Origin of the sequence: Aphanothece hegewaldii CCALA 016, from assembly GCF_003007785.1 — a bacterium.
Classification (GTDB): domain Bacteria; phylum Cyanobacteriota; class Cyanobacteriia; order Cyanobacteriales; family Microcystaceae; genus Chroococcus; species Chroococcus hegewaldii.
On sequence record NZ_PXOH01000003.1, the window covers coordinates 157,269 to 177,774 of the forward strand.

At 36.9% G+C, this 20,506-nt stretch carries 16 protein-coding genes and 1 tRNA gene; 11 read left to right on the plus strand and 6 right to left on the minus strand.

All coding sequences use genetic code 11. The annotated features are described in order from the left end of the window. Positions 1-66 precede the first annotated feature (66 nt). A complete protein-coding gene (gcvP, locus tag C7H19_RS04055) occupies positions 67-3,021 on the minus strand; it encodes an aminomethyl-transferring glycine dehydrogenase (protein WP_106455612.1) in 2,955 nt (984 codons plus the stop codon). A gap of 166 nt (positions 3,022-3,187) precedes the next feature. On the opposite strand from gcvP, the gene C7H19_RS04060 reads away from it, so the two are divergent. Next, positions 3,188-3,259: transfer RNA gene (locus C7H19_RS04060), tRNA-Cys, on the plus strand. A gap of 79 nt (positions 3,260-3,338) precedes the next feature. Here C7H19_RS04060 and C7H19_RS04065 read toward each other — a convergent pair. After that, entirely contained in the window at positions 3,339-4,286 is a 948-nt protein-coding gene (locus C7H19_RS04065; RefSeq protein WP_106455613.1) for a fused MFS/spermidine synthase, read from the minus strand. A gap of 180 nt (positions 4,287-4,466) precedes the next feature. On the opposite strand from C7H19_RS04065, the gene C7H19_RS04070 reads away from it, so the two are divergent. The 5 genes from C7H19_RS04070 (at position 4,467) to obgE (ending at position 8,648) form a co-directional block, all read left to right on the plus strand. Further along, a complete protein-coding gene (locus tag C7H19_RS04070) occupies positions 4,467-5,279 on the plus strand; it encodes a slipin family protein (protein ID WP_106455614.1) in 813 nt (270 codons plus the stop codon). Between the two features lie 259 nt (positions 5,280-5,538). Next, the gene (locus tag C7H19_RS04075; protein ID WP_106455615.1) at positions 5,539-6,186 is read left to right on the plus strand and encodes a ComF family protein; all 648 of its coding nucleotides are present in this window, start codon (positions 5,539-5,541) and stop codon (positions 6,184-6,186) included. Positions 6,187-6,233: 47 nt separating this feature from the next. Further along, positions 6,234-6,824 (plus strand): L,D-transpeptidase, encoded by a 591-nt coding sequence (locus C7H19_RS04080; protein ID WP_106455616.1) that lies wholly within the window; start codon positions 6,234-6,236, stop codon positions 6,822-6,824. A 90-nt stretch (positions 6,825-6,914) separates the two neighbouring features. After that, positions 6,915-7,607, plus strand: a complete 693-nt coding sequence (locus tag C7H19_RS04085; RefSeq protein WP_106455617.1) for a Mo-dependent nitrogenase C-terminal domain-containing protein — start codon at positions 6,915-6,917, stop codon at positions 7,605-7,607. A 12-nt stretch (positions 7,608-7,619) separates the two neighbouring features. Next, the gene (gene obgE, locus C7H19_RS04090) at positions 7,620-8,648 is read left to right on the plus strand and encodes a GTPase ObgE (RefSeq protein WP_106455618.1); all 1,029 of its coding nucleotides are present in this window, start codon (positions 7,620-7,622) and stop codon (positions 8,646-8,648) included. Between the two features lie 67 nt (positions 8,649-8,715). Here the strand turns inward: obgE and C7H19_RS04095 are convergent, their stop codons facing one another. Both C7H19_RS04095 and C7H19_RS04100 read right to left on the minus strand, forming a co-directional pair. Beyond that, the gene (locus C7H19_RS04095) at positions 8,716-9,108 is read right to left on the minus strand and encodes a hypothetical protein (protein WP_106455619.1); all 393 of its coding nucleotides are present in this window, start codon (positions 9,106-9,108) and stop codon (positions 8,716-8,718) included. Between the two features lie 76 nt (positions 9,109-9,184). After that, on the minus strand, positions 9,185-9,688 hold the full coding sequence (locus C7H19_RS04100) for a WGxxGxxG-CTERM domain-containing protein (RefSeq protein ID WP_106455620.1): 504 nt from the start codon (positions 9,686-9,688) through the stop codon (positions 9,185-9,187). Between the two features lie 285 nt (positions 9,689-9,973). Between C7H19_RS04100 and C7H19_RS04105 the strand changes: the two genes are divergently transcribed. Beyond that, positions 9,974-10,969, plus strand: coding sequence for a CHAD domain-containing protein (locus C7H19_RS04105; protein WP_106455720.1), 996 nt, complete (start codon positions 9,974-9,976; stop codon positions 10,967-10,969). Between the two features lie 5 nt (positions 10,970-10,974). On the opposite strand, the gene C7H19_RS04110 is transcribed toward C7H19_RS04105, so the two are convergent. Both C7H19_RS04110 and C7H19_RS04115 read right to left on the minus strand, forming a co-directional pair. Beyond that, the gene (locus tag C7H19_RS04110) at positions 10,975-13,143 is read right to left on the minus strand and encodes a ComEC/Rec2 family competence protein (RefSeq protein WP_106455621.1); all 2,169 of its coding nucleotides are present in this window, start codon (positions 13,141-13,143) and stop codon (positions 10,975-10,977) included. Between the two features lie 184 nt (positions 13,144-13,327). After that, complete coding sequence (locus C7H19_RS04115) at positions 13,328-13,810, minus strand: DUF4079 domain-containing protein (RefSeq protein WP_106455622.1); 483 nt, start codon at positions 13,808-13,810, stop codon at positions 13,328-13,330. 230 nt (positions 13,811-14,040) lie between these two features. Between C7H19_RS04115 and C7H19_RS04120 the strand changes: the two genes are divergently transcribed. The 4 genes from C7H19_RS04120 (at position 14,041) to bchM (ending at position 20,493) form a co-directional block, all read left to right on the plus strand. Further along, complete coding sequence (locus C7H19_RS04120) at positions 14,041-14,700, plus strand: phosphoribosyltransferase (RefSeq protein WP_106455623.1); 660 nt, start codon at positions 14,041-14,043, stop codon at positions 14,698-14,700. A gap of 509 nt (positions 14,701-15,209) precedes the next feature. Continuing rightward, positions 15,210-17,801, plus strand: coding sequence for a cadherin-like domain-containing protein (locus C7H19_RS04125; protein WP_106455624.1), 2,592 nt, complete (start codon positions 15,210-15,212; stop codon positions 17,799-17,801). Between the two features lie 152 nt (positions 17,802-17,953). Further along, on the plus strand, positions 17,954-19,681 hold the full coding sequence (locus C7H19_RS04130; RefSeq protein ID WP_106455625.1) for an ABC transporter ATP-binding protein/permease: 1,728 nt from the start codon (positions 17,954-17,956) through the stop codon (positions 19,679-19,681). 125 nt (positions 19,682-19,806) lie between these two features. Beyond that, entirely contained in the window at positions 19,807-20,493 is a 687-nt protein-coding gene (gene bchM / locus C7H19_RS04135; RefSeq protein ID WP_106455626.1) for a magnesium protoporphyrin IX methyltransferase, read from the plus strand. Positions 20,494-20,506: the final 13 nt, after the last annotated feature.

Consider the following 20,506-nt stretch of genomic DNA (forward strand, 5'->3'; position numbering starts at 1 on the left):
TCAAACTTATAAAAGAGAATTAAAAAAGGTGGGATTTTACCCACCCAATGTCTTGATATTTTAGACTTAACTTTCCTTGTAAGCGTCCATTCCTTCACAAGAACAAACTAAATTTCTGTCACCATAAGCATTATCAATTCTTCCCACTACTGGCCAGAATTTGTGTTGTTTTGTCCAAGGTGCAGGATAGGCCGCTATTTCACGGGAATAAGGACGGTTCCACTCTCCACAGATTAAAACATTTGCGGTATGGGGAGCATTTTTAAGAGGGTTATTATTTGGATCGATTTGACCAGTTGCGATCGCTTCGACTTCTTGATAAATTGAAATCATCGCCTCACAGAATCGATCTAATTCTTCTTTCGACTCACTTTCGGTCGGTTCTACCATCATTGTACCTGGAACTGGCCAAGAAACCGTAGGCGCGTGGAAACCGTAGTCCATCAAACGTTTAGCCACATCTTCCACTTCAATAGCTGCTTTTTTCTTAATTGGATGAAGATCAATTACGCATTCATGGGCGACTAAATTAGAAGAACCTTTAAAAAGAATTGGATAATAAGCCTCTAAACGATGTGCCATGTAGTTAGCATTAAGAATAGCTACCTTAGTCGCTTGTGTGAGTCCTTCAGAACCCATCATGGCGATATACATCCAAGAAATGACCAAAATACTCGCACTTCCCCAAGGTGCTGCCGAAATTGCCCCAATTGTTTCTTTAGCTTTTCCATTGTGTGAATTGCTTTGTTGATCACTAACGAGAGAAACATCAGGTAAAAAAGGAATTAAATGAGATTTTACACCAATGGGTCCCATACCAGGGCCACCACCACCATGAGGAATACAGAAAGTTTTGTGTAAGTTCAAGTGACAAACATCAGCCCCAAAATCTGCGGGACGACAGATACCGACTTGGGCATTCATATTAGCCCCATCCATGTACACTTGTCCACCGTATTGATGAATAATCTCACAAATTTCGATGATACTTTCTTCAAATACCCCGTGAGTCGATGGATAAGTCACCATTAATGCAGCAAGATGATCTTTGTGTTTTTCGGCTTTGATTTTAAGATCTGCTACATCAACGTTACCATCACGATCGCATTTGACGCTTACAACCTTCATACCACACATAACGGCACTTGCGGGGTTTGTACCATGTGCTGAGGATGGAATTAAACAGATATTACGTTGTTTTTCGCCTCGGTTTTCGTGGTATTTGTGAATAACTTGTAATCCTGCATATTCTCCTTGAGATCCTGCATTTGGCTGCAATGAAACCCCATCAAACCCTGTAATTTCGGCTAACCATGCTTCGAGTTGTTCAAATAAAATCTGATAACCTTGCGCTTGGGAGGTTGGAATAAATGGATGTAGTTTACCAAATTCTGGCCAAGTAACGGGAATCATTTCGGCTACTGCATTCAGTTTCATTGTACAAGATCCCAAGGGAATCATTGAGGTATTGAGAGCGAGATCTTTACTTTCTAGCTGATGGAGATAGCGTAATAATTCGGTTTCTGAGTGATACTTGTTAAAGATTGGTTCAGTAAGATAGGAACTGGTACGAGTAAATATTTCAGGAAAATCAAAATTAGCCTGTTGAGCAATTTCATCGATATTAAAAGGTAATTCGTCTTTGAAAGCGAAAATCTGCCATAGATCGATGATGTCTCTTGGTGTCGTGGTTTCATCTAAACTAATAGCGATCGTATCATCCGCTAAATAGCGTAAATTAATTTGACGCGTTTGGGCTGTTTTAATTAAAGTTTGGCTATCGGCTACCTGTACATATAGCGTATCAAAAAAGTTTTCTAAACCGAGTTGATAACCCAACCGTTTTAACCCTTCGGCTAAAATTACTGTTAACTGATGAATACGAGTTGCAATATTTTTCAGTCCTTCTGGTCCATGATACACCGCATACATTGCCGCAATCACAGCGAGTAAAACCTGTGCAGTACAAATATTACTTGTCGCTTTATCTCGTCTGATGTGTTGTTCTCTGGTTTGGAGGGCTAACCGTAAAGCGGGGTTCCCTTGAGCATCTTTAGATACACCAACAATACGCCCAGGGATTTGCCGTTTATACTCTTCTTTTGTCGCCAAATAAGCCGCATGAGGTCCCCCATATCCAAGGGGAACACCAAAGCGTTGTGAGCTTCCTACCGCAATATCCGCCCCGAATTCACCAGGGGGTGTAAGTAGGGTTAGACTGAGGGGATCGGCGGCAACGGTGACTAAGGCTCCGACTTCGTGGGCTTTCGTGATAAATTCTTTGTAATCGTAGATTGTGCCATCTGTTGCGGGATATTGGAGTAATGCGCCGAAAATAGGTGTAGAAAAGTCGTATTGTTGATGATCTCCAATAATTACTTTAATTCCTAGAGGATAGGCGCGAGTTTTAATAACTTCGATGGTTTGCGGATGACAGCTACTAGAGACGAAAAAGGCTTCGGCATTTTTATTCTTACATAGTCCATAACTCATGCTCATCGCTTCGGCTGCGGCGGTTCCCTCATCGAGTAGAGAGGCGTTGGCAATTTCCAAACCTGTTAAATTAATAATCATGGTTTGAAAGTTTAGTAAAGCTTCGAGTCGTCCTTGAGCTATTTCTGCTTGATAGGGAGTGTAAGCGGTGTACCAACCTGGGTTTTCTAGAATGTTGCGTAAGATTACAGGTGGGGTAATACAGTCATAGTAGCCCATTCCAAGGAAAGAACGGAAAACTTTATTTTTAGATGCGATCGATTTTAATTGAGTTAGGGCAGCGTATTCACTTTGAGCATTGGGTAGATTTAAAGCGCGATTTAAGCGAATGGCTTGTGGGACAGTTTTGTCTATCAATTCGTCTAAACTAGAAAAGCCTAACACCGCCAGCATTTCTTTGATGTCTTTTTGATTTGGGCCAATGTGCCGTGAGCTAAAAGAATCAATAGGGGCAAGTTTGCTTATTTCTCTCTGATTTTGCTCTAATTTACCGGTCTGGTGGTTAGTTGAAAGCTCCAAATTTAGCATAGACAATAACTGTCGAAAAAGATACTAGGGGTGATTTTAACGCAATTTCTTCAGATTTTGTAACAAATTTTAAAAACTGTTAATAAAAGGTAAAAGAAAAATTTTTGGTTTTTTTATTGTTTTTATTTTTGTGCTAACTCTGCTATAATGACATATGGGCTAAAATGGCGACATAGCCAAGCGGTAAGGCAGAGGTCTGCAAAACCTCCATTCCCCAGTTCAAATCTGGGTGTCGCCTCTTTTAGAAAATTAATAGTGAGATTAACATCCCCTCAAGCTTTTTTTTTGCAAAATGAGGGGAGTATGGAATAAAAATATTAAACTGTAGTGGCTACACCTTGTCCGAAAAATTTCGGGGGTGCAGAAAGGGTGTATACTTCTTGGTGTTGTGCGATCGCATCCCGTATATACAAGGGAGTTTGTAGCATTCCGAGTAATGACATTCCATCAATTAAACGTAACCCACCAGTTGTCTTTTCCGCTAAAAGTTGATCAATCTTTTGAGGATCTGGAGTCGTATTCAATGACTCATTACTACACAAGGCAAAACCCCAAGGAGATCCATAACTCGGTGTCGGAGCGCAGTACGCTTGTACGTGAGGGAAAACGGCTTTTAGAGTATTCACGACACGAGCATGATACATGACAAAGGGGGGGGAAACTGGCCCAGATTGAACAATTACTAAACCACCTGGGGCTAGGACACGCTGTAACTTTTCGTAATATTCTTTTGTAAAGAGGGGAAAAGATGGGCCTTCTTCGATGGGATCAGTCAGGTCAGATATAATAATATCCCATTTCTCATCAGTTGTATCCAGAACCTGTAAAGCATCAGCAACAACCAATTCAAAGCGAGGATCATCAAAAGAACCTTGGTGCATTTCGCTAAGGTGTTCTTTACACGCTTCGACAACCTCACCATCGATATCGATCATCATGACACGTTCGACGGTATTCCAGCGTAAAATTTCTCTAGTCGTTGCACCTTCGCCACCCCCTAAGATTAACACTTTTTTTGGGGATGCGTGGGTGATCATAGCAGGTTGTACTAAAGCTTCATGATAAATAAATTCATCACCTGTACAAGATTGCCATTTACCATCTAATACTAACGCCTTACCATAAGCCCCAGACTCAACGACATACATTTCTTGAAAGGGAGTTTTACAGTAAGCCAGAATACGAGTAATTCCATGACTATAGATATCCCAAGGGGTAATATACTCGTTAACCCATAGATCAGCTTTGACATCGCTTCCAGCCATTAAATCAAACCTCCTGTAAAGAATTGGCACAAAGATCCATTTATAACATACCTGTTAATCATCTGGCACTTGCTCAAAGCAGAAAGTATTATTAAGCTCGCCCTAATTTTTAAATTCACTGCCTAGAATGGAAGTATAAAAAAGAGACGCGCTATAAATCGTCTGTACAAGGAGTTCAAAATGGAGCCAATATTAATTGCTTTTTTAATGCTTGCTGGTATAGGCTTACAAGGCTGTAAAATTGATCGAGAATATCAGCGCGGTGTAATTTTTCGTTTAGGAAGATATCAGAAAACGAAAGGACCTGGTTTATATTATATTCTGCCCTTTATTGACCAAAAAATGCAAGTTGATATCCGGACGAAAACCGTCGATATTGCCCCACAAGAAACAGTGACAGCCGATAGTGTAACCATTAAAGTAAATGCGGTTCTTTACTATAGAATTATTGATGCTGCTAAAGCCATTAATCGTGTTGAATCTTATCAAAATGCCGTGTATCAAGCAGCAATGACAACTTTACGCAATGTTGTCGGACAAAATAACTTAGATGATGTGCTACAAGATCGGGATAAAATTAATCATAAGGTTCAAGAAATTGTTGATGAGATCACCGAACCTTGGGGAATTGATATCGAACGAGTTGAGATGAAAGATGTTGAAATTCCCACATCGATGCAACGCGCAATGGCAAAAGAAGCCGAAGCTTTAAGAGAAAAACGCGCTCGTATTATTAAAGCATCAGCCGAACAAGAAGCCTCTCAAAAACTAGCTGAAGCGTCTCAAAAAATTATGGCAAATCCAGCAGCTTTAGAGTTACGTCGTTTACAGATGTTAACGGAAATTGGAGCCGAAAATAATACGACTACGGTTGTGATGATGCCATCTGATCTCATTACTTTAAGTAAACAATGGTCGGACGCAATGGAAAAAAATAAAACTACCGAAAAAGAAACCAATGGAAATAAACAAATTACAGAGTATTTAAGTTAAATCGATGTAGCTAGGGAATGATGAAAGTACGTTAATATCGCCAGTGAATAAATTCACTGTCTGATAGCGCAAGTCGGCTAAAACCGACTAACCGAATCACTTTTAGTCCATTAAAATGAACTTCTGCTTTGAGACAGAGATTTTAATCCCTGGCAATATTGATGATCTAATGATTACCGATTTATTTTTTCATCTTCTATCATTTCTTGAATGATAATAATGTTCTAAATTTGCATTTAATCAATATTATTAAAACAAAATGCTCAAATCTTTTTTATCCCTTTTTTTACAACAAAACTGTCCTTTATGCGATCGTTCAACGGAAGAAGAAATCTGTCAAGATTGCTTACGACAATTAAAAAGTCAACAAATTAAAAACACCGCTCAGTTTTGGTATGGAGAATTACCATTATTCGTTTGGGGAAACTACGAAGGAAAATTAAAACAAGCAATAGCCGCCCTCAAATATAACCGTCATCCTGAATTGGGGGAAGTTATGGGACAATGGTTAGGCGAAGCTTGGTTAAAATCATCTCTTGAAAAAAAACAAAAGTTTAGCGTTATTCCTATTCCAATGCACCAACAAAAACTTAAAGAAAGAGGTTTTAATCAAGCCGAATTAATGGCGAAAGGCTTTTGTAAAACCACAGGTTATAACTTACAGTCTCATGGTTTAATCCGCATTAGAGAAACACAAGCCATGTATAGTTTAAAACCAAAAGAACGCGAAGAAAATGTCAAAAATGCCTTTAACATTGGTAAGCTGAATCAGACTAATACTCCAGTACTGCTCATTGATGATATTTACACCACTGGAACAACCGCAAAAGAAGTGGCAAAATGTTTAAACTCTCATCATGTAAACGTTGTAGGAATTGCGACACTTTCTACAGTTAGACAGGTCTAATCTTTGTATAATTTGGAAAAAGTTCCAATCAGATCAAATTTCTGGATATGCAAAAACTCAGCTTTTTATTATCCCTACTCGCTCTATTTTCATTTAATAATATTTTATTAACTGCTACAGCCCAAGAAACCTCAGTAACACCAATTATTCCCTCAGATCTAAATCAAACGCCCATAACCCCCATTACCCCACCTCCTGGAAGCTTCCCGACTAACACTACGCCCACGACTAAACCACCCGAACTCATCGACACCCGCTTAGTCCTAAAATTAAAACAACGTCGCGTTTTTGTCTTCAAAGGAGATAAACAAGTGGCGAGTTATCCGGTAGCTGTAGGAAAAAAAGGCTGGGAAACTCCAACAGGCAATTTTAAAATTATTCAAATGGTGAAAAACCCCACTTGGCAAAATCCTTGGACGGGAAAAGTCATACCCGCAGGGCCAAAAAACCCCATTGGTGAACGATGGATCGGTTTTTGGACAGATGGTAAAAATCAAATAGGCTTTCACGGAACCCCCACCATTAATAGTATCGGACAAGCGGCCTCTCATGGATGTGTCAGAATGCTTAATAGTGATGTGAAAGCGATGTTTGAATTTGTGAAAGTTGGAACCCCTGTTATTGTTCAATCTCAGTGAAAAGTAGGGTTATCCCTAAAAAGAGATAGAACGAAAAAACGATAAGATCAAATTAAAGAATAATTTGATTATTTCAATCATCAATTTTTTATGGTGAGTGCTACTCAATATCGTTATAGCGATGAACAGATTTCGGCTTGGTTACGTGGTTTACTAACCATTGCTTGGGCTGATGGACATTTTGACCCAGAAGAACAAGAAATGATAGCGAATGTGACAAACGATCTACATCCTTCTCAAAAAGATATCGTATTCAAGTCCATTACGCCGCAAGATCTCGCCGAAACACTAGGCAAAGACGAACACACAGCCGAAAACTTTCTACGGACGGCGGTTTTAATATCGATCGCAGATGGCGTATATTCGAGTCAAGAAGCGGAACTCATCTATCAGTTTCGAGATGCACTGGGTGTAAAAGTAGAAGCCCTAGAATCATTGCAACACACCCTATGTGAAGTCCCAAAAGATACCCATAAAGAGGGTTTTAAACGTGAAAATTTAGTCAGTCCGCCCCATTTAGAACATCCAGACTTATTACATCCGATGAAAGACTGGTTAGACGACATGGATGTACAAGATCCTCGCGTCGCCCGTTTTATCTGTAAGATGATTCCGCCCCAGTGTCCCTTTGAACGAGATGTAAAGCTTTTTGGACATAAAATCGTCCATATTCCCCCTTTATGTAAACTTAATCCCTTGTATGAACAATTAGTCGGGTTGCGCTTTCGGGCGTTATCCTACTTAGCGGATGATTGCAAGGAAGACATATCCGAATATATTTAGGTCAAACATTCCATGCAGTTTATAGATCAAGCAGAAATAGAAGTTATAGCAGGTAAAGGCGGTGATGGGTTAGTTGCCTTTCGTCGAGAAAAATATGTACCCGCAGGAGGACCAGCAGGCGGTAACGGTGGTCGTGGTGGATCGGTTATCTTAGTAGCACAGGAAAACTTACAAACGCTGCTTGATTTTCAGTATTGCCGTCAGTTTAAAGCTGATGATGGAAAACGAGGCGGGCCAAACAATTGTACTGGGGCGAATGGAAGCGATCGTATTATTGAAGTTCCTTGTGGTACAGTGATCTATGATCTTGAAAGTGAAGAAATTATCGGCGATTTAGTAACGCATGGTCAAACATTTTGTGTCGCTAAAGGGGGGAAAGGCGGACTTGGAAACAAACACTTTCTGAGCAACAGTAACCGCGCACCCGAATACGCTTTACCTGGATTAGATGGCGAATATAAAAGGCTGAGACTGGAATTAAAATTACTCGCCGAAGTTGGCATTATTGGCTTACCCAATGCGGGAAAATCGACCTTAATTTCTGCTTTATCGGCAGCGCGACCGAAAATTGCTGATTATCCTTTTACGACTTTAATACCTAATTTAGGGGTTGTCCGTAAGGCGACAGGTGATGGTACTGTTTTTGCAGATATCCCCGGTTTGATCGAGGGAGCGCATACTGGAGTAGGATTAGGTCATGATTTTTTACGCCATATCGAACGCACTCGTTTATTACTGCATTTAGTTGATCTAACGGCTGAAAATCCAGTACAAGATTATCAGATTATTCAACAAGAATTAGAAGCTTATGGCAGAGGTTTGATGGAACGCCCACAAATTCTGGCATTAAATAAAGCAGATGCCATATTACCAGAAGATTTAGCACATTTTCAAGCAGAATTTAGTCAAATTACTTCTGAGCCTATTAAAGTTATTTCTGCTGTGTCGCGGACTGGGTTAGATGAATTATTACAATTAGTCTGGGACAAGCTAGATAATTATTCTGTTGAAAGTGAGCTTTTTTTAGATGTAGAGATTTGATCTGCTTTAGAGATGGTAAAAAAGAGGGTTTGGTATCCAAACCCCTACGTTTAATTTGTCGATCGTATTATGATTGATTTTCTATAACCGATTCGGTTGCTTGTTGGAAAGTTTTTTTAGCATTTTCTAGAGTATCGCTAAATTTCTCGCCGATACTAGCATTTTCATCATACGCTCTTAGATCACGACCTCTTGGAGTGGGTTCATTAAAACTAGCGCGATTATCATTTTCCGTCTTTTCAAGTTGTTTTTGTGCGCGTTCTAAACCTCTATGATCCGCACTTTTGGAAGCATTTTCAAATTCTGCTGTTTCTTGTCCCATTGGGGCTTTATCAATTAGATTCTCGTCCATTGGCCCTGCTTGAGCAATATTAGCATAGTTAACCATAAATACAGCCATTAAGCTAATACTGAGTACAAATAGGGTGAAACGTTGGAAGATATTTTTAAAGAAATTCATTGTTTTGACTCCTGATTTTTCAAGTATTGAGTACGAGTTGTTTGATGATGTTGAAAGATGGACAGACACCACGTCTTTATCTGTTGGTAGAATCAGAACGAATGACTGTAGAAGCTGTCTTGACGGGATAATCATGCTCTTGAGTGCGACGTTTAAGTCCCAATAAACCTAATAAACCGAGTAAACCTAGCCAATCCCAGTCATTGTCATTCTCATAATTATTTACAGTAGTATTGGTAGTATCTGGTGTCCCAGTGGTTCCAGTGACTCCCGATGTCCCGTCTGTAGTACTCGTAGTACCTGTAGTACCCGTGGTTCCTGTGGTTCCAGTGACTCCCGATGTCCCGTCTGTAGTACCCGTGGTTCCTGTGGTTCCAGTGGTTCCAGTGACTCCCGATGTTCCGTCTGTAGTACCCGTGGTTCCAGTGGTTCCAGTAGTAGTACTAGAAGTACCTGGAGAACTTGGAGCAGTATTACTAGGTGTAACTTGAGCAGAAACTGGTAAAATTACAGCTAAAGTGGATACAGCAGTTGCCGCGAGAGCGATATTCAAAGATTTAGACAATTTTAGAGATTTCATTGTACATTTGCCTCGTTTAGAAATTAATTTAAAAAGTCTATTTTTGAGTACCCATTAACCAGTGTGAAAGATTGCTTAAATTTTTGAATCTTACTTGAGTTTGATTAGTGTCTAATTCTTTTAGATGAAAACTGACTTAATTTGTTGTATGACTTTGAAGAACAAAGTTTATTGAGCTTAAATCTCTCTTAATGTTGAATTAACTTAAACTGAAGATTCGCTACAATGTAGATGCGCCATATTCAAGAGATCGACACAATAGATATATCTAGAGGATTAGAGGGAATGACAGAATTAATGATTCAGGACGCGAAAACATTAGCAGACTGGTCTTATATAGCCATAAGTAAGCATTTCAAGAAGATTTTAAAGCATGAAGCCGAAGTGATTCAAGATAAAGATCCAGAAGAGTTACATCAGATGCGCGTAGGAATGCGACGTTTAAGAAGTGCGTGTACTGGTTTTTCTTATGCTTTAAATCTACCCAAAGCAGCTAACGAAAAAAATGTGGGAAAAGTGGCTAGGATTTTAGGAGAATTAAGAGATATTGATGTATTAGAAGAAGCGTTAAAACAACAATATCAACCTGTTTTACCCAAACCTGAACAAAAAGCCTTAAATACCGCTTTAAAAATCTTGTCTGACAAAAGAGATAAAACTTTTTTAAAAGTTAAAAAGATTTTACAAGGTGATTTGTATTCCAATTTAAAAGAAGCTTTTCAGGAATGGTTAGATAAACCTATTTATCAAGATCTGGGCTATTTAGCTATTCAAACAGTTTTACCCGATTTATTGCTACCTCAAGTAAGTCATTTTCTCTTACATCCTGCTTGGTTGATTGGAAATAATAGCATAGAATTACATAAAAATTGGACACCCGAAGAAGTCGAAAATTTATTGCACAAACAAGGATATATTGTACACAATTTACGGAAAGAAGCGAAAAGAACTCGTTATAATATGGAGTTATTTACCGAATTTTATGGCGAATCTTATCAAAATTATTTACAAGATGTTAAGACAATTCAATCAATTTTAGGAGAAATACAAGATTGTTTTGTGTTAGCGGATTTCTTAACTGATGTTTTTGGGAAAAATCTTGAGGACGGAATCCCAACTTTACTAAATAAACTCCAAGAGATACGTTATGAAAAATGGAACGAGTGGCAAGATTTACGCGGTAAGTTTTTAAATCCTGAAACAAGACAAGAATTTCATCTAACAATTTTAGCATCAGAATCCAAGAAATTAGTAGAAACAAATGGGTTAACTCATGTCTAATTTGACTAATATACTTCTGGTGCGTATGTTTTAATTCCTTGTTTAGAATTCCATTGTATTACTCCATCTTTGCCAGTCCAATAAAATTGTATTTGTTTTTGCTGTAATAAATTTTTTGTTGATGATAATGGATCAGAAGTAGTGGCTATGGCTATTTTAGGTTGAATATTAATTAGCCATTTCTGATCTAAATATTTGCTAGACCATAATAAAACATTAGGACTAAGTTTTATGTTATTATCTATACTATTTTGAATTTTATTTGATATAATCCAAACCCAAAATTGTTCATTAAACCGCAATTTTAGTAAAGATGAATTTAACAAATCTAATTGGATATTAGCTAAGTTTACCGTTTGATTATTTTCCAAGTTAATTTTATTATTAACGGCTATATAATTAGCTAAATTTGACCAATCAAAATTAGATTTAAAAGTTATAGCAGAATCAATTTGATTAATTCCCTGTTGTGTAAGAAAAGGAATTATTGTATATTTAAAAGCATCTTCACTATCTCCATTAATTAAAGTAACTTTTCCTCGATCTTGAATAATTATAACGGGTTTATTTGAGGAACTTAAAACAGTAATTTGTACTAAATTTAAACGAGAATAAGTAATGGGAATAATTGTTAATGCGAGCATAAATAGACTGACTAAAAACCACCGACGCTTAAACCAAGGATTTAGCCAAATCAAAAGCATTAGTAAATAAATAAAAATCATTAAACTTAAAGGCAGTTTCCCAAGAGCATAAGAGCTTCCGGGTAAATGATTAAAAAACGTTATTATCTTAACTAAAAAATGAATTGGATAGTAAAATAAAAAAGCGATCGCACTTCCCAAACTTGGATAAATAAACCCTGTAACTGCACTAATTATTCCGCCAATACTAATAATAGTAATTAGCGGTGCGGTAATAATATTAACTAAAATACTGTAAGTTAAAACAATACTAAAACTATAGACTAATAAAGGAAAAGTCCAAACAGAAGCCGCCAATGGTATAGTAACAATAGTCGCTATTGTAGGAGGCAACCAATCAAACCAAAGTAATAAAATAGGTAAAGTAACAATTAATCCCAATGTGGCTAAAAAGCTTAACTGAAAACCTAAATCCCAAATCCATAACGGATTAAATATTAATAAAATTGTACCCGCTAAAATCAAAGAACCATTACTATAAGTTTTTCGATTTTTACACATTCCGATTAATACACCAATTCCCATTAAACTCGCTCGAAGAATAGAAGGCTGTATCCCCGTTAAACCAACATAAAAAACTAAAACAATTATTCCGATAATTAATTGATTTCGTGGTAATAAAGAACGCGTTAATCTAAAGACAATACCGAGCAATAAAGCAACCTGAAATCCTGATGCTGCGAAAACATGAGCTAATCCTGTTTTAATAAATAATTCACGAACTTCTATCGGTAAATCTACCGCTTGTCTTCCTAATACAATCGAACCTAAGATACTTCCATATGAGTCACCTAATCCTTGACGTAGAGAAGAAACAATTCTTTGTCTAATCATCCATAAACCCCAAGGAGGTTGTTGTATTTCAATGAGTTTTAATCCTTTTAAACCAGCAAAAGTACCCTGACGAGCTAAATAAGCTTTAAAATTAAAAGAACTTGGGTTAGTATTTGGTTTAGGTAAATATAATACCCCTTGTATGGTTATGACTTGGTTAGCATGAATTTCTACTTTTTTTGAAGCGGGGAGAGTAACATATAATTTTCCTTCAACTGATTGATTAGTAAGACTTGAAGTTGTTACCTGTTGTGAAGCGAACCAAAATTGTATTTTTTGATTAGCAGTTTGTCTACTCTCACTTAAAGCTTTTCCTGTAACGGTAACGATTTGACTTTTAGAATTAGTTAAAAGAAAACTAATATCATTTGAATTGGGTTGAGGAATGCGTAATTGTAAATAAATCATGCCAAAAAGTGCCACAATTACAGCTATTAACCAAAATTTATGAGTAAAATTTTTATAATTTAATCTTTGGATGATTATACTTGCTAAAAAATAGACCAATAATAAGCCAAAAATAACAGTAATCCATTGCCAAATCGAAGGATGAGGATTAGTAACACCAAAAAATCCCGTAAAAAATAATCCTATGCTATAGGATAAACAAAAAGCTAAACCCCAATTGCGGTTCATGGAATTAGAAACTCATTTATAAAATTTTAATCATCAACATACTTAATAAAACAAACTTATTTTGTATAACAATTAACAATGAATTAATATCCGTATTTTAAACTAAGTCCTTTACACAAAATAAAAATAGTGGGGATTTCCCACTGTTATTTTTAACTAAAAGAAATTACTCAAGTAATTTTATCTAAATTGAAAGACCTAAATTAATGCCAAAAATAGCATGAATAACTAAAAGAATCATCGCTGTGCTACCAAGATAAGCATGAATGGTTCGCATTATCGCTTTATTGTCGCCACCAAATCCAATGAATGCAATTAGCGCATTAATTCCCAATAATACAATCACCAGCGATCCAGTCAAAAAATGAGGACTTTCAAAAATGGGTTGATTTTGCATCACAAGAGATAATATTCCGCCTGTATAGCCCAAAGTAATGAATAAATACATTAATGGAGCTAATTTACGATGATCAGCGCGACTTTTCATCGCCACCTCTCCATCTTTCGTGATTCTGCTGCGCCATCCTGCATAAACGACATAACTCCCCATGACAAAAACCACAATACCCATCATTACGGGATGTCCCCAATGGACTATTGGTTCAGGAGTACCAAGACTATTAAACCAATCGGCGATCGGTTCTAAATATCTTCTAAAATTCGTCATTTCCAGTTCTCCTCTCAAAATACTTAATAAATGTTAATCTTAATTTACAAATCTACACGTTACGGGAGATAAAGGCAATCTTTTTAAAGCAATTAATGATTTTTAGTTTTTTAAAAAACTTGTTGCTTTAATAAAGAAAAAAAGCTAGAACTAAAGTAGGAAAGTTAGTCGTAAAAAAGTTTAAAAATATTTTTAAAACAACCGCTACAGCTTACCAGAGGTAAAAACAGATGAAATTCCTCTTAAAAAATCGAATTGAAGCTGGACAATTATTAGCCACCAAGCTAATAAAATATGCTAACGACTCTGATAGATTAATTTTAGCCCTTCCTCGTGGGGGAGTTCCCGTTGCTTATTGTATTGCTCAAAAACTTAACCTACCCTTAGATGTCTGCTTGGTGCGTAAATTAGGAACTCCTCAACGGCCAGAATTAGCAATGGGTGCGATCGGACCTAGTGGTGTTATGGTGATTAATGAATCGGTCGTAAATTCCCTAAACATTTCTGATGAGACAATACAAAAAGTAGCACAACGAGAACAACAAGAATTAGAAAGACGGGAATTGTTATACAGAGGCGATCATCCTTATCGGGGGATACAGGATCAGACCATTATTTTAGTCGATGATGGCGCGGCTACAGGAGCAACCTTACAAGCTGCGATCGCAACCATCAGAAAACAAAATCCTAAGACTATTATTGTAGCAGTTCCGATAATTTCGCCAGAAGCATTATTAGCACTTGATCCTGTAGTTGAGGAATTAGTTTATCTTTTTTCACCCTATCCCCTTGAGTCTATTAGTTATTGGTATAACAATTTTGCTCAAACAACAGACGAGGAAGTCTGTCATCTACTCAACTCGTTTTTTCTTCCCTTCGCTCTCCGTTAAATCATGTTTGCCCTTGAGAACTGCCTTATCTCAATGACAAATACCATAATTAAAACAAAATAATTATAAAGATTTGTTAAAAATTTAAGAAGACTGAGCCTACTGTATCATCAACAAACTTTTTCCGTCTTTTTGAGGCTCACTCCGTAATTTCTAGGATATATGCTTTTTAATCGTTTATTCAAGGATATGACTAATCATGTTTTTTACAATATTGTGCAGTTTTTTAGCCTCAGTATAAAGCACATTAATTATGATATAATTTGCTTGAAAATACTGAGCAATCACTGAAATATTTAATATCATTCAGTACTATTTACAGGTGAGCAACTCCTTCAGTAAATACACTATTTAATTTTTGTTTTTTTCTTGAATTGCGTATTTTTATCCTTGTTCTTATCTAGTTACATCTTTTAAATTAAAAATGTAAACATTATTTTTGTGTACGCTTAATCAAATTAATTAATTTGAAGAAGACACAAAATATTAAAATAGGTATAGAATATAAAATGTCATTAGAAACGAATGGTAACTTATTATTTGATGATGAAACATTGCTGACTTCCTATGGAACCAATGAAAATCAAATTTTATTAACAAATTTTCTAAATAATAATAAAATGATTGCACTAGCTGGTAATAGCTGGGTTAAATTTAAAATTCCGACTTACGAAATAACACAAAATACTATTTTATCATTTTCTTTTAAAAGCACTTCTGTAGGCGACATACACGCCATTGGAGTAGATAACGATAATATGATTAGTCCTAATCAAATTTTTCAAATTTCTGGCACACAAGACTATGGAGTGCTAGATAATAATAATTATCTAAATTCGACTCCTGGAACTTGGAAAAACTATAAAATATCATTAAATCAATACTTGACAGGAGAGATCAAATATTTAACTTTTATCAATGATCAAAATGATAATCAAACTGGTAATAGCTATTTTGCTAACATTACACTTTCCGAAAGACTTGCACCTAAAACAGACACTTTTAATACCCTAGAAGATAATTTTATTTCAATTGCTACCAATCAACTAATCAGTAATGATATTGGAACATCTTTAAATATAACAGGTGTTGGAAATGCAATTAATGGAACCGTTAGTTTAAATAATAATAATGTTGTTTTTACTCCTACAGGCAACTTTTATGGGAACGGCTCTTTTAGATATACGGTAAGCGATCGTAATGGTAAAACATCAGCCGCAGCAGTTAATATTAAAGTCAAATCAGTCAACGATGTACCCATTACTGTTAATGATAACTTCGCCACAAATAAAAATAATTCTCTTGCAATTCCCATCAATCAACTTTTAAGCAATGATAGCGATCCCGATGGAGATATACTATCCTTAATAGGAGTCAATCAAGCCGTCAACGGTAGCGTTCAACTGAGTGGAACTAATGTCCTTTTTACGCCTAATCCTAATTTTAGTGGTGCAGCTAATTTTAATTACACAGTTAGCGACGGTAAAGGAGGAACATCCACTACTCAAGTAACTGTTACCGTTAATAGTCTTAGTAGTGGCGATACAACATCAGGAAAACTAGGAACAAATCTAGCTGGATTAGCGGATTATTCAGCACAATTGCCTTTTATTGATGGTTTTCGCACTTCTAGATCATGGATTCCGCAAAAATGGGGTGTTTGGGATACAGGCGAAAGCAGTTTATTAAATTTAGATGCTGATGGTTATGTAAAATCTTTACCAAGTGCAAATTCTTCTACCTATACCTTCGTTGGTACTATTTTATTTAGAGATCTACAAGGAAAATACCCAGGCGGAAAATATATTGTTCTTTATGACGGTGAAGGAACAATAAATTATAATTTTGACGCAGTAAAAGATGTTACCGCTTCTAGACCAGGACGTGATGTCATCAATGTAACACCTTCGGAAGGGGGAATATATATATCAATTACCGCCACAGATCCTAATCAGACAGGAAACTATATTCGTAATATTCGCGTAGTACCTGAAGCCGCCCTTACCACCTACGCTCAACAAATTTTTAACCCGACTTTTGTAGAGAAAAGCGATCCTTTTGGTGCAGTTCGTTTTATGGATTGGATGGGAACCAATAACTCGACTCAAAGCCAATGGAACGATCGTCCAACCCTCACGGATGCAAGTTGGGCGACGACTGGAACACCTGTCGAAGTAATGGTGAAATTAGCTAATAGTCTTGATATTGATCCTTGGTTCTGTATGCCCCATTTGGCAACCAATGAATATGTCACCAATTTTGCTCAGTATGTCAAAGACAATTTAGAACCAGGACGCAAAGTTTATGTAGAATACTCAAACGAGGCTTGGAACTGGCAATTTCAACAGACACATTGGGTTTATCAACAATCTCTGGCTGCTGGTTTAGAGTTTTATATGGATTTGTACAGCAAGCGCACCACCGAAATTACCCGTATTTGGGACGGGGTTTGGGGAACCGATAAAGAGCGAGTCATTGGTGTAATGGGATCACAAGCTGCGAATGTTTGGTTAGGACAACGTGAATTGTCTTATGTTTGGGATACCACCGGTCCAAAATCTCATGAGTATTATGGAATTGATGCAATTGCGATCGCGCCCTATTTTGGTGGATACTTAGGAGATCCTAACACAGCAAACGAAATAGCCAGTTGGACACAAAATCCTGATGGAGGATTGAGCAAACTATTTGATGAGTTAACTCAAGGTGGTGTGATTAGTTCTAGTCCCCAAGGAGGCGCTCTACAAGAAAGTTACTCATGGATGGCGAACTATGCTTCTTTAGCTCAACAACAAGGGTTAGAACTTCTTGCTTATGAAGGGGGACAGCATCTTGTCGGTTATTGGGGTGCGGAAAATAATCAAGCACTTACTAATTTATTCATCGCAGCTAATAGAGATCCGCGCATGGGAGATATTTATAAACAATACCTGAATAAGTGGTACGAGTTAGGTGGTGGTACATTCCTCAACTTCTCTGATATCGGACTACCTACTAAGTGGGGCAGTTGGGGAACTCTTGAATATGCTAGTCAAAATAGTTCGCCTAAATATAATGCTCTGATGGATGTTATTCAATCTCTCTCTACTTCTAGCCAATAATTGCTCTTTTGAACGTTTCAAAAAACAATACATTATTATATTTTTTAATCAAGATTGCAGGGATTTGGTTTCCAAATCCTTATATCATTTCTACAGATTTGAGCTAAAACAATTAAAATGGGGATGACAAAATGTTCTAAACGGTTTCATTCATGGAAAAACTCAAACAATTATTGTCTTGGTTCGGGCGAGTTGCTAAACCTTATTGGACATCTTCAGAAAAATGGAAAGCTATAGGCTTATTAGCTATTGTTATTAGTTTTATTATTGCCGTCAATTTTGCTAGTGTAACTCTCAATGAAGTTCAAGGAAAATTCGTAACCTCCTTAAGTGAGAAAAAAATTGAGGAATTTCAGAAAAATCTTTTAACTTTTATGGGAATTATCTTAGCTTTATTTACCGTTAGTGTAATTCAATCGATCGTACAACAAAAATTAAGCTTGTATTGGCGGGAATGGCTAACTAAAAACTTTCTAGCTCGATATTTTAATAACAAAGCTTTTTATAAAGTTAATAATTACAATGCGATCGATAATCCCGATCAAAGAATTTCTGATGATCTTGAATCATTTGTTGGTCAGACGCTCAATTATACTTTAGATTTTGGTAGTAATCTTTTGAGTGGTTTTCTCTTTATTGGGGTTCTTTGGTCACTCAATCATTCATTGGTTTGGATCGCCCTAGCGACAGCATCAATTCAAACTTTACTAAGTTTTTTAATCGGCAGAATTCTTACACCTCTAAATTTTAAAGATCTGCAATATCAAGCTGATTTTCGTTATGGTTTAGTTCATGTTCGTAATAATAGTGAATCGATCGCCTTTTATCAAGGAGAAAAACAAGAATCTAAAATGCTTCAAGAACGGTTTAGCCGTCTGTTGGCTGTACTTCATCAAGCGATTTATCCTCGAAGTGGTTTAAATGCTTTTAATGTCGGAATCGTTTATCTTATTTTCTTACTAGCTTATTGGATTTTAGCCCCTCAATATTTCTCTGGTCAAATCCCTTTTGGTGATATTAGTCGTTCGACTCATGCTTTTACGAGGGTTTTATTTGTCTTCGGTTGGTTTGCTAACTCTTTTGAAGGTTTAACTCTATATGCAGCAGTCATTAAACGTCTTGGAACTTTTGCAGAATTTTTAGATAAAGTTAATCTACCTTCCCAAAAAGATCACACAATTAATACGATTATTGAGCCTCGCTTTGCTCTCTCTCATGTTACCCTTAAAACTCCTGATCAAGAAAAAATCCTAGTCGAAAATCTTGTTTTAGAAGTGCCAACAAGTGAAGGTATTTTATTAATGGGTCCTTCAGGAGTCGGCAAAAGCTCTATTTTACGAGCGGTAGCAGGACTTTGGGATAGTGGCAAAGGCTATATTTATCGTCCTTCTCATGAAGAAATGCTATTTATTCCCCAACGTCCTTACATGACTTTAGGCTCACTTCGTAATCAGATTATTTATCCTCATATCGATCTTGATGTCAGTAATGAACAATTACAAGCTATTTTAGAAAAAGTTAACCTTTCCGACTTAGCCTCAAGAGTTGGCGGTTTTGATGTCGAACTCAATTGGGCAGATGTACTATCTTTGGGCGAACAACAACGGTTAGCCTTTGCACGTCTTTTTTTACTCAATCCTAAATATGCCGTTCTTGATGAGTCTACCAGCGCACTCGATGTCAAAAATGAACGCCATCTCTATCAAATGCTTAAAGATTCCCATACGACTTATATTAGCGTTGGACACCGACCGACGATCGTTCCTTTCCATGAAATAATTGTCGAGTTTCTTGGGTTAGGAAAATGGCGATCGTTTCCTCGCTCTCACTATTCCATCGATGATACTCCCGTTGATGGAAATGGTGCAAACCTATTGTAGGGGTTTGATTGCCAAACCCTGAGCCTTGGCATAAAACTTAAGATTGATTCTAGGGGTTTGGTTGCCAAACCCTTATCTTTAAAGCTACAGTAATAAATTGTCCTTATCTATAAATTTTTCGAGCCATGACCAAAGCAGTAAACGATAAAGTCGTCGTTAAAGATTATTTCAACGCAACAGGGTTCGATCGATGGCGTAGAATTTATGGTGATGGAGAAGTTAATAAAGTTCAACGTGATATTAGAGTTGGACATCAAAAAACCATTGATACCGTCATTGAATGGCTCGAAGCCGATGGTAATCTTAGTAATATCATGATTTGTGATGCAGGTTGCGGGGTGGGTAGTTTAGCCATACCCTTAGCCCAAGCAGGGGCGAAAGTATATGCTAGTGATATTTCTGAGAAAATGGTCACAGAAGCCGCCAAACGCGCCCAAGAAACGTTAGGATATTCTAACTCCATTGCTTTTACTGTACAGGATTTAGAAAGCTTATCGGGGAAATATCACACCGTCATTTGTTTAGATGTTTTGATTCACTATCCCGTACCCGATGCGGCAAAAATGATTACTCATCTTGCATCTTTAGCCGATTCTAGACTAATCCTGAGTTTTGCACCAAAAACCTTTTTCTTGTCTATCCTAAAAAAAGTTGGTGAATTTTTCCCAGGTCCCAGTAAAGCGACTCGTGCCTATCAACACAAAGAAGCAGATATCATCAAGATTTTGCAAGATAACGGTTTTACGATCAAACGTACCAGTATGACAAGTACTCGTTTTTATTTTTCTCGTATCTTAGAAGCAGTTCGTTAAAAGGGGTTTAACC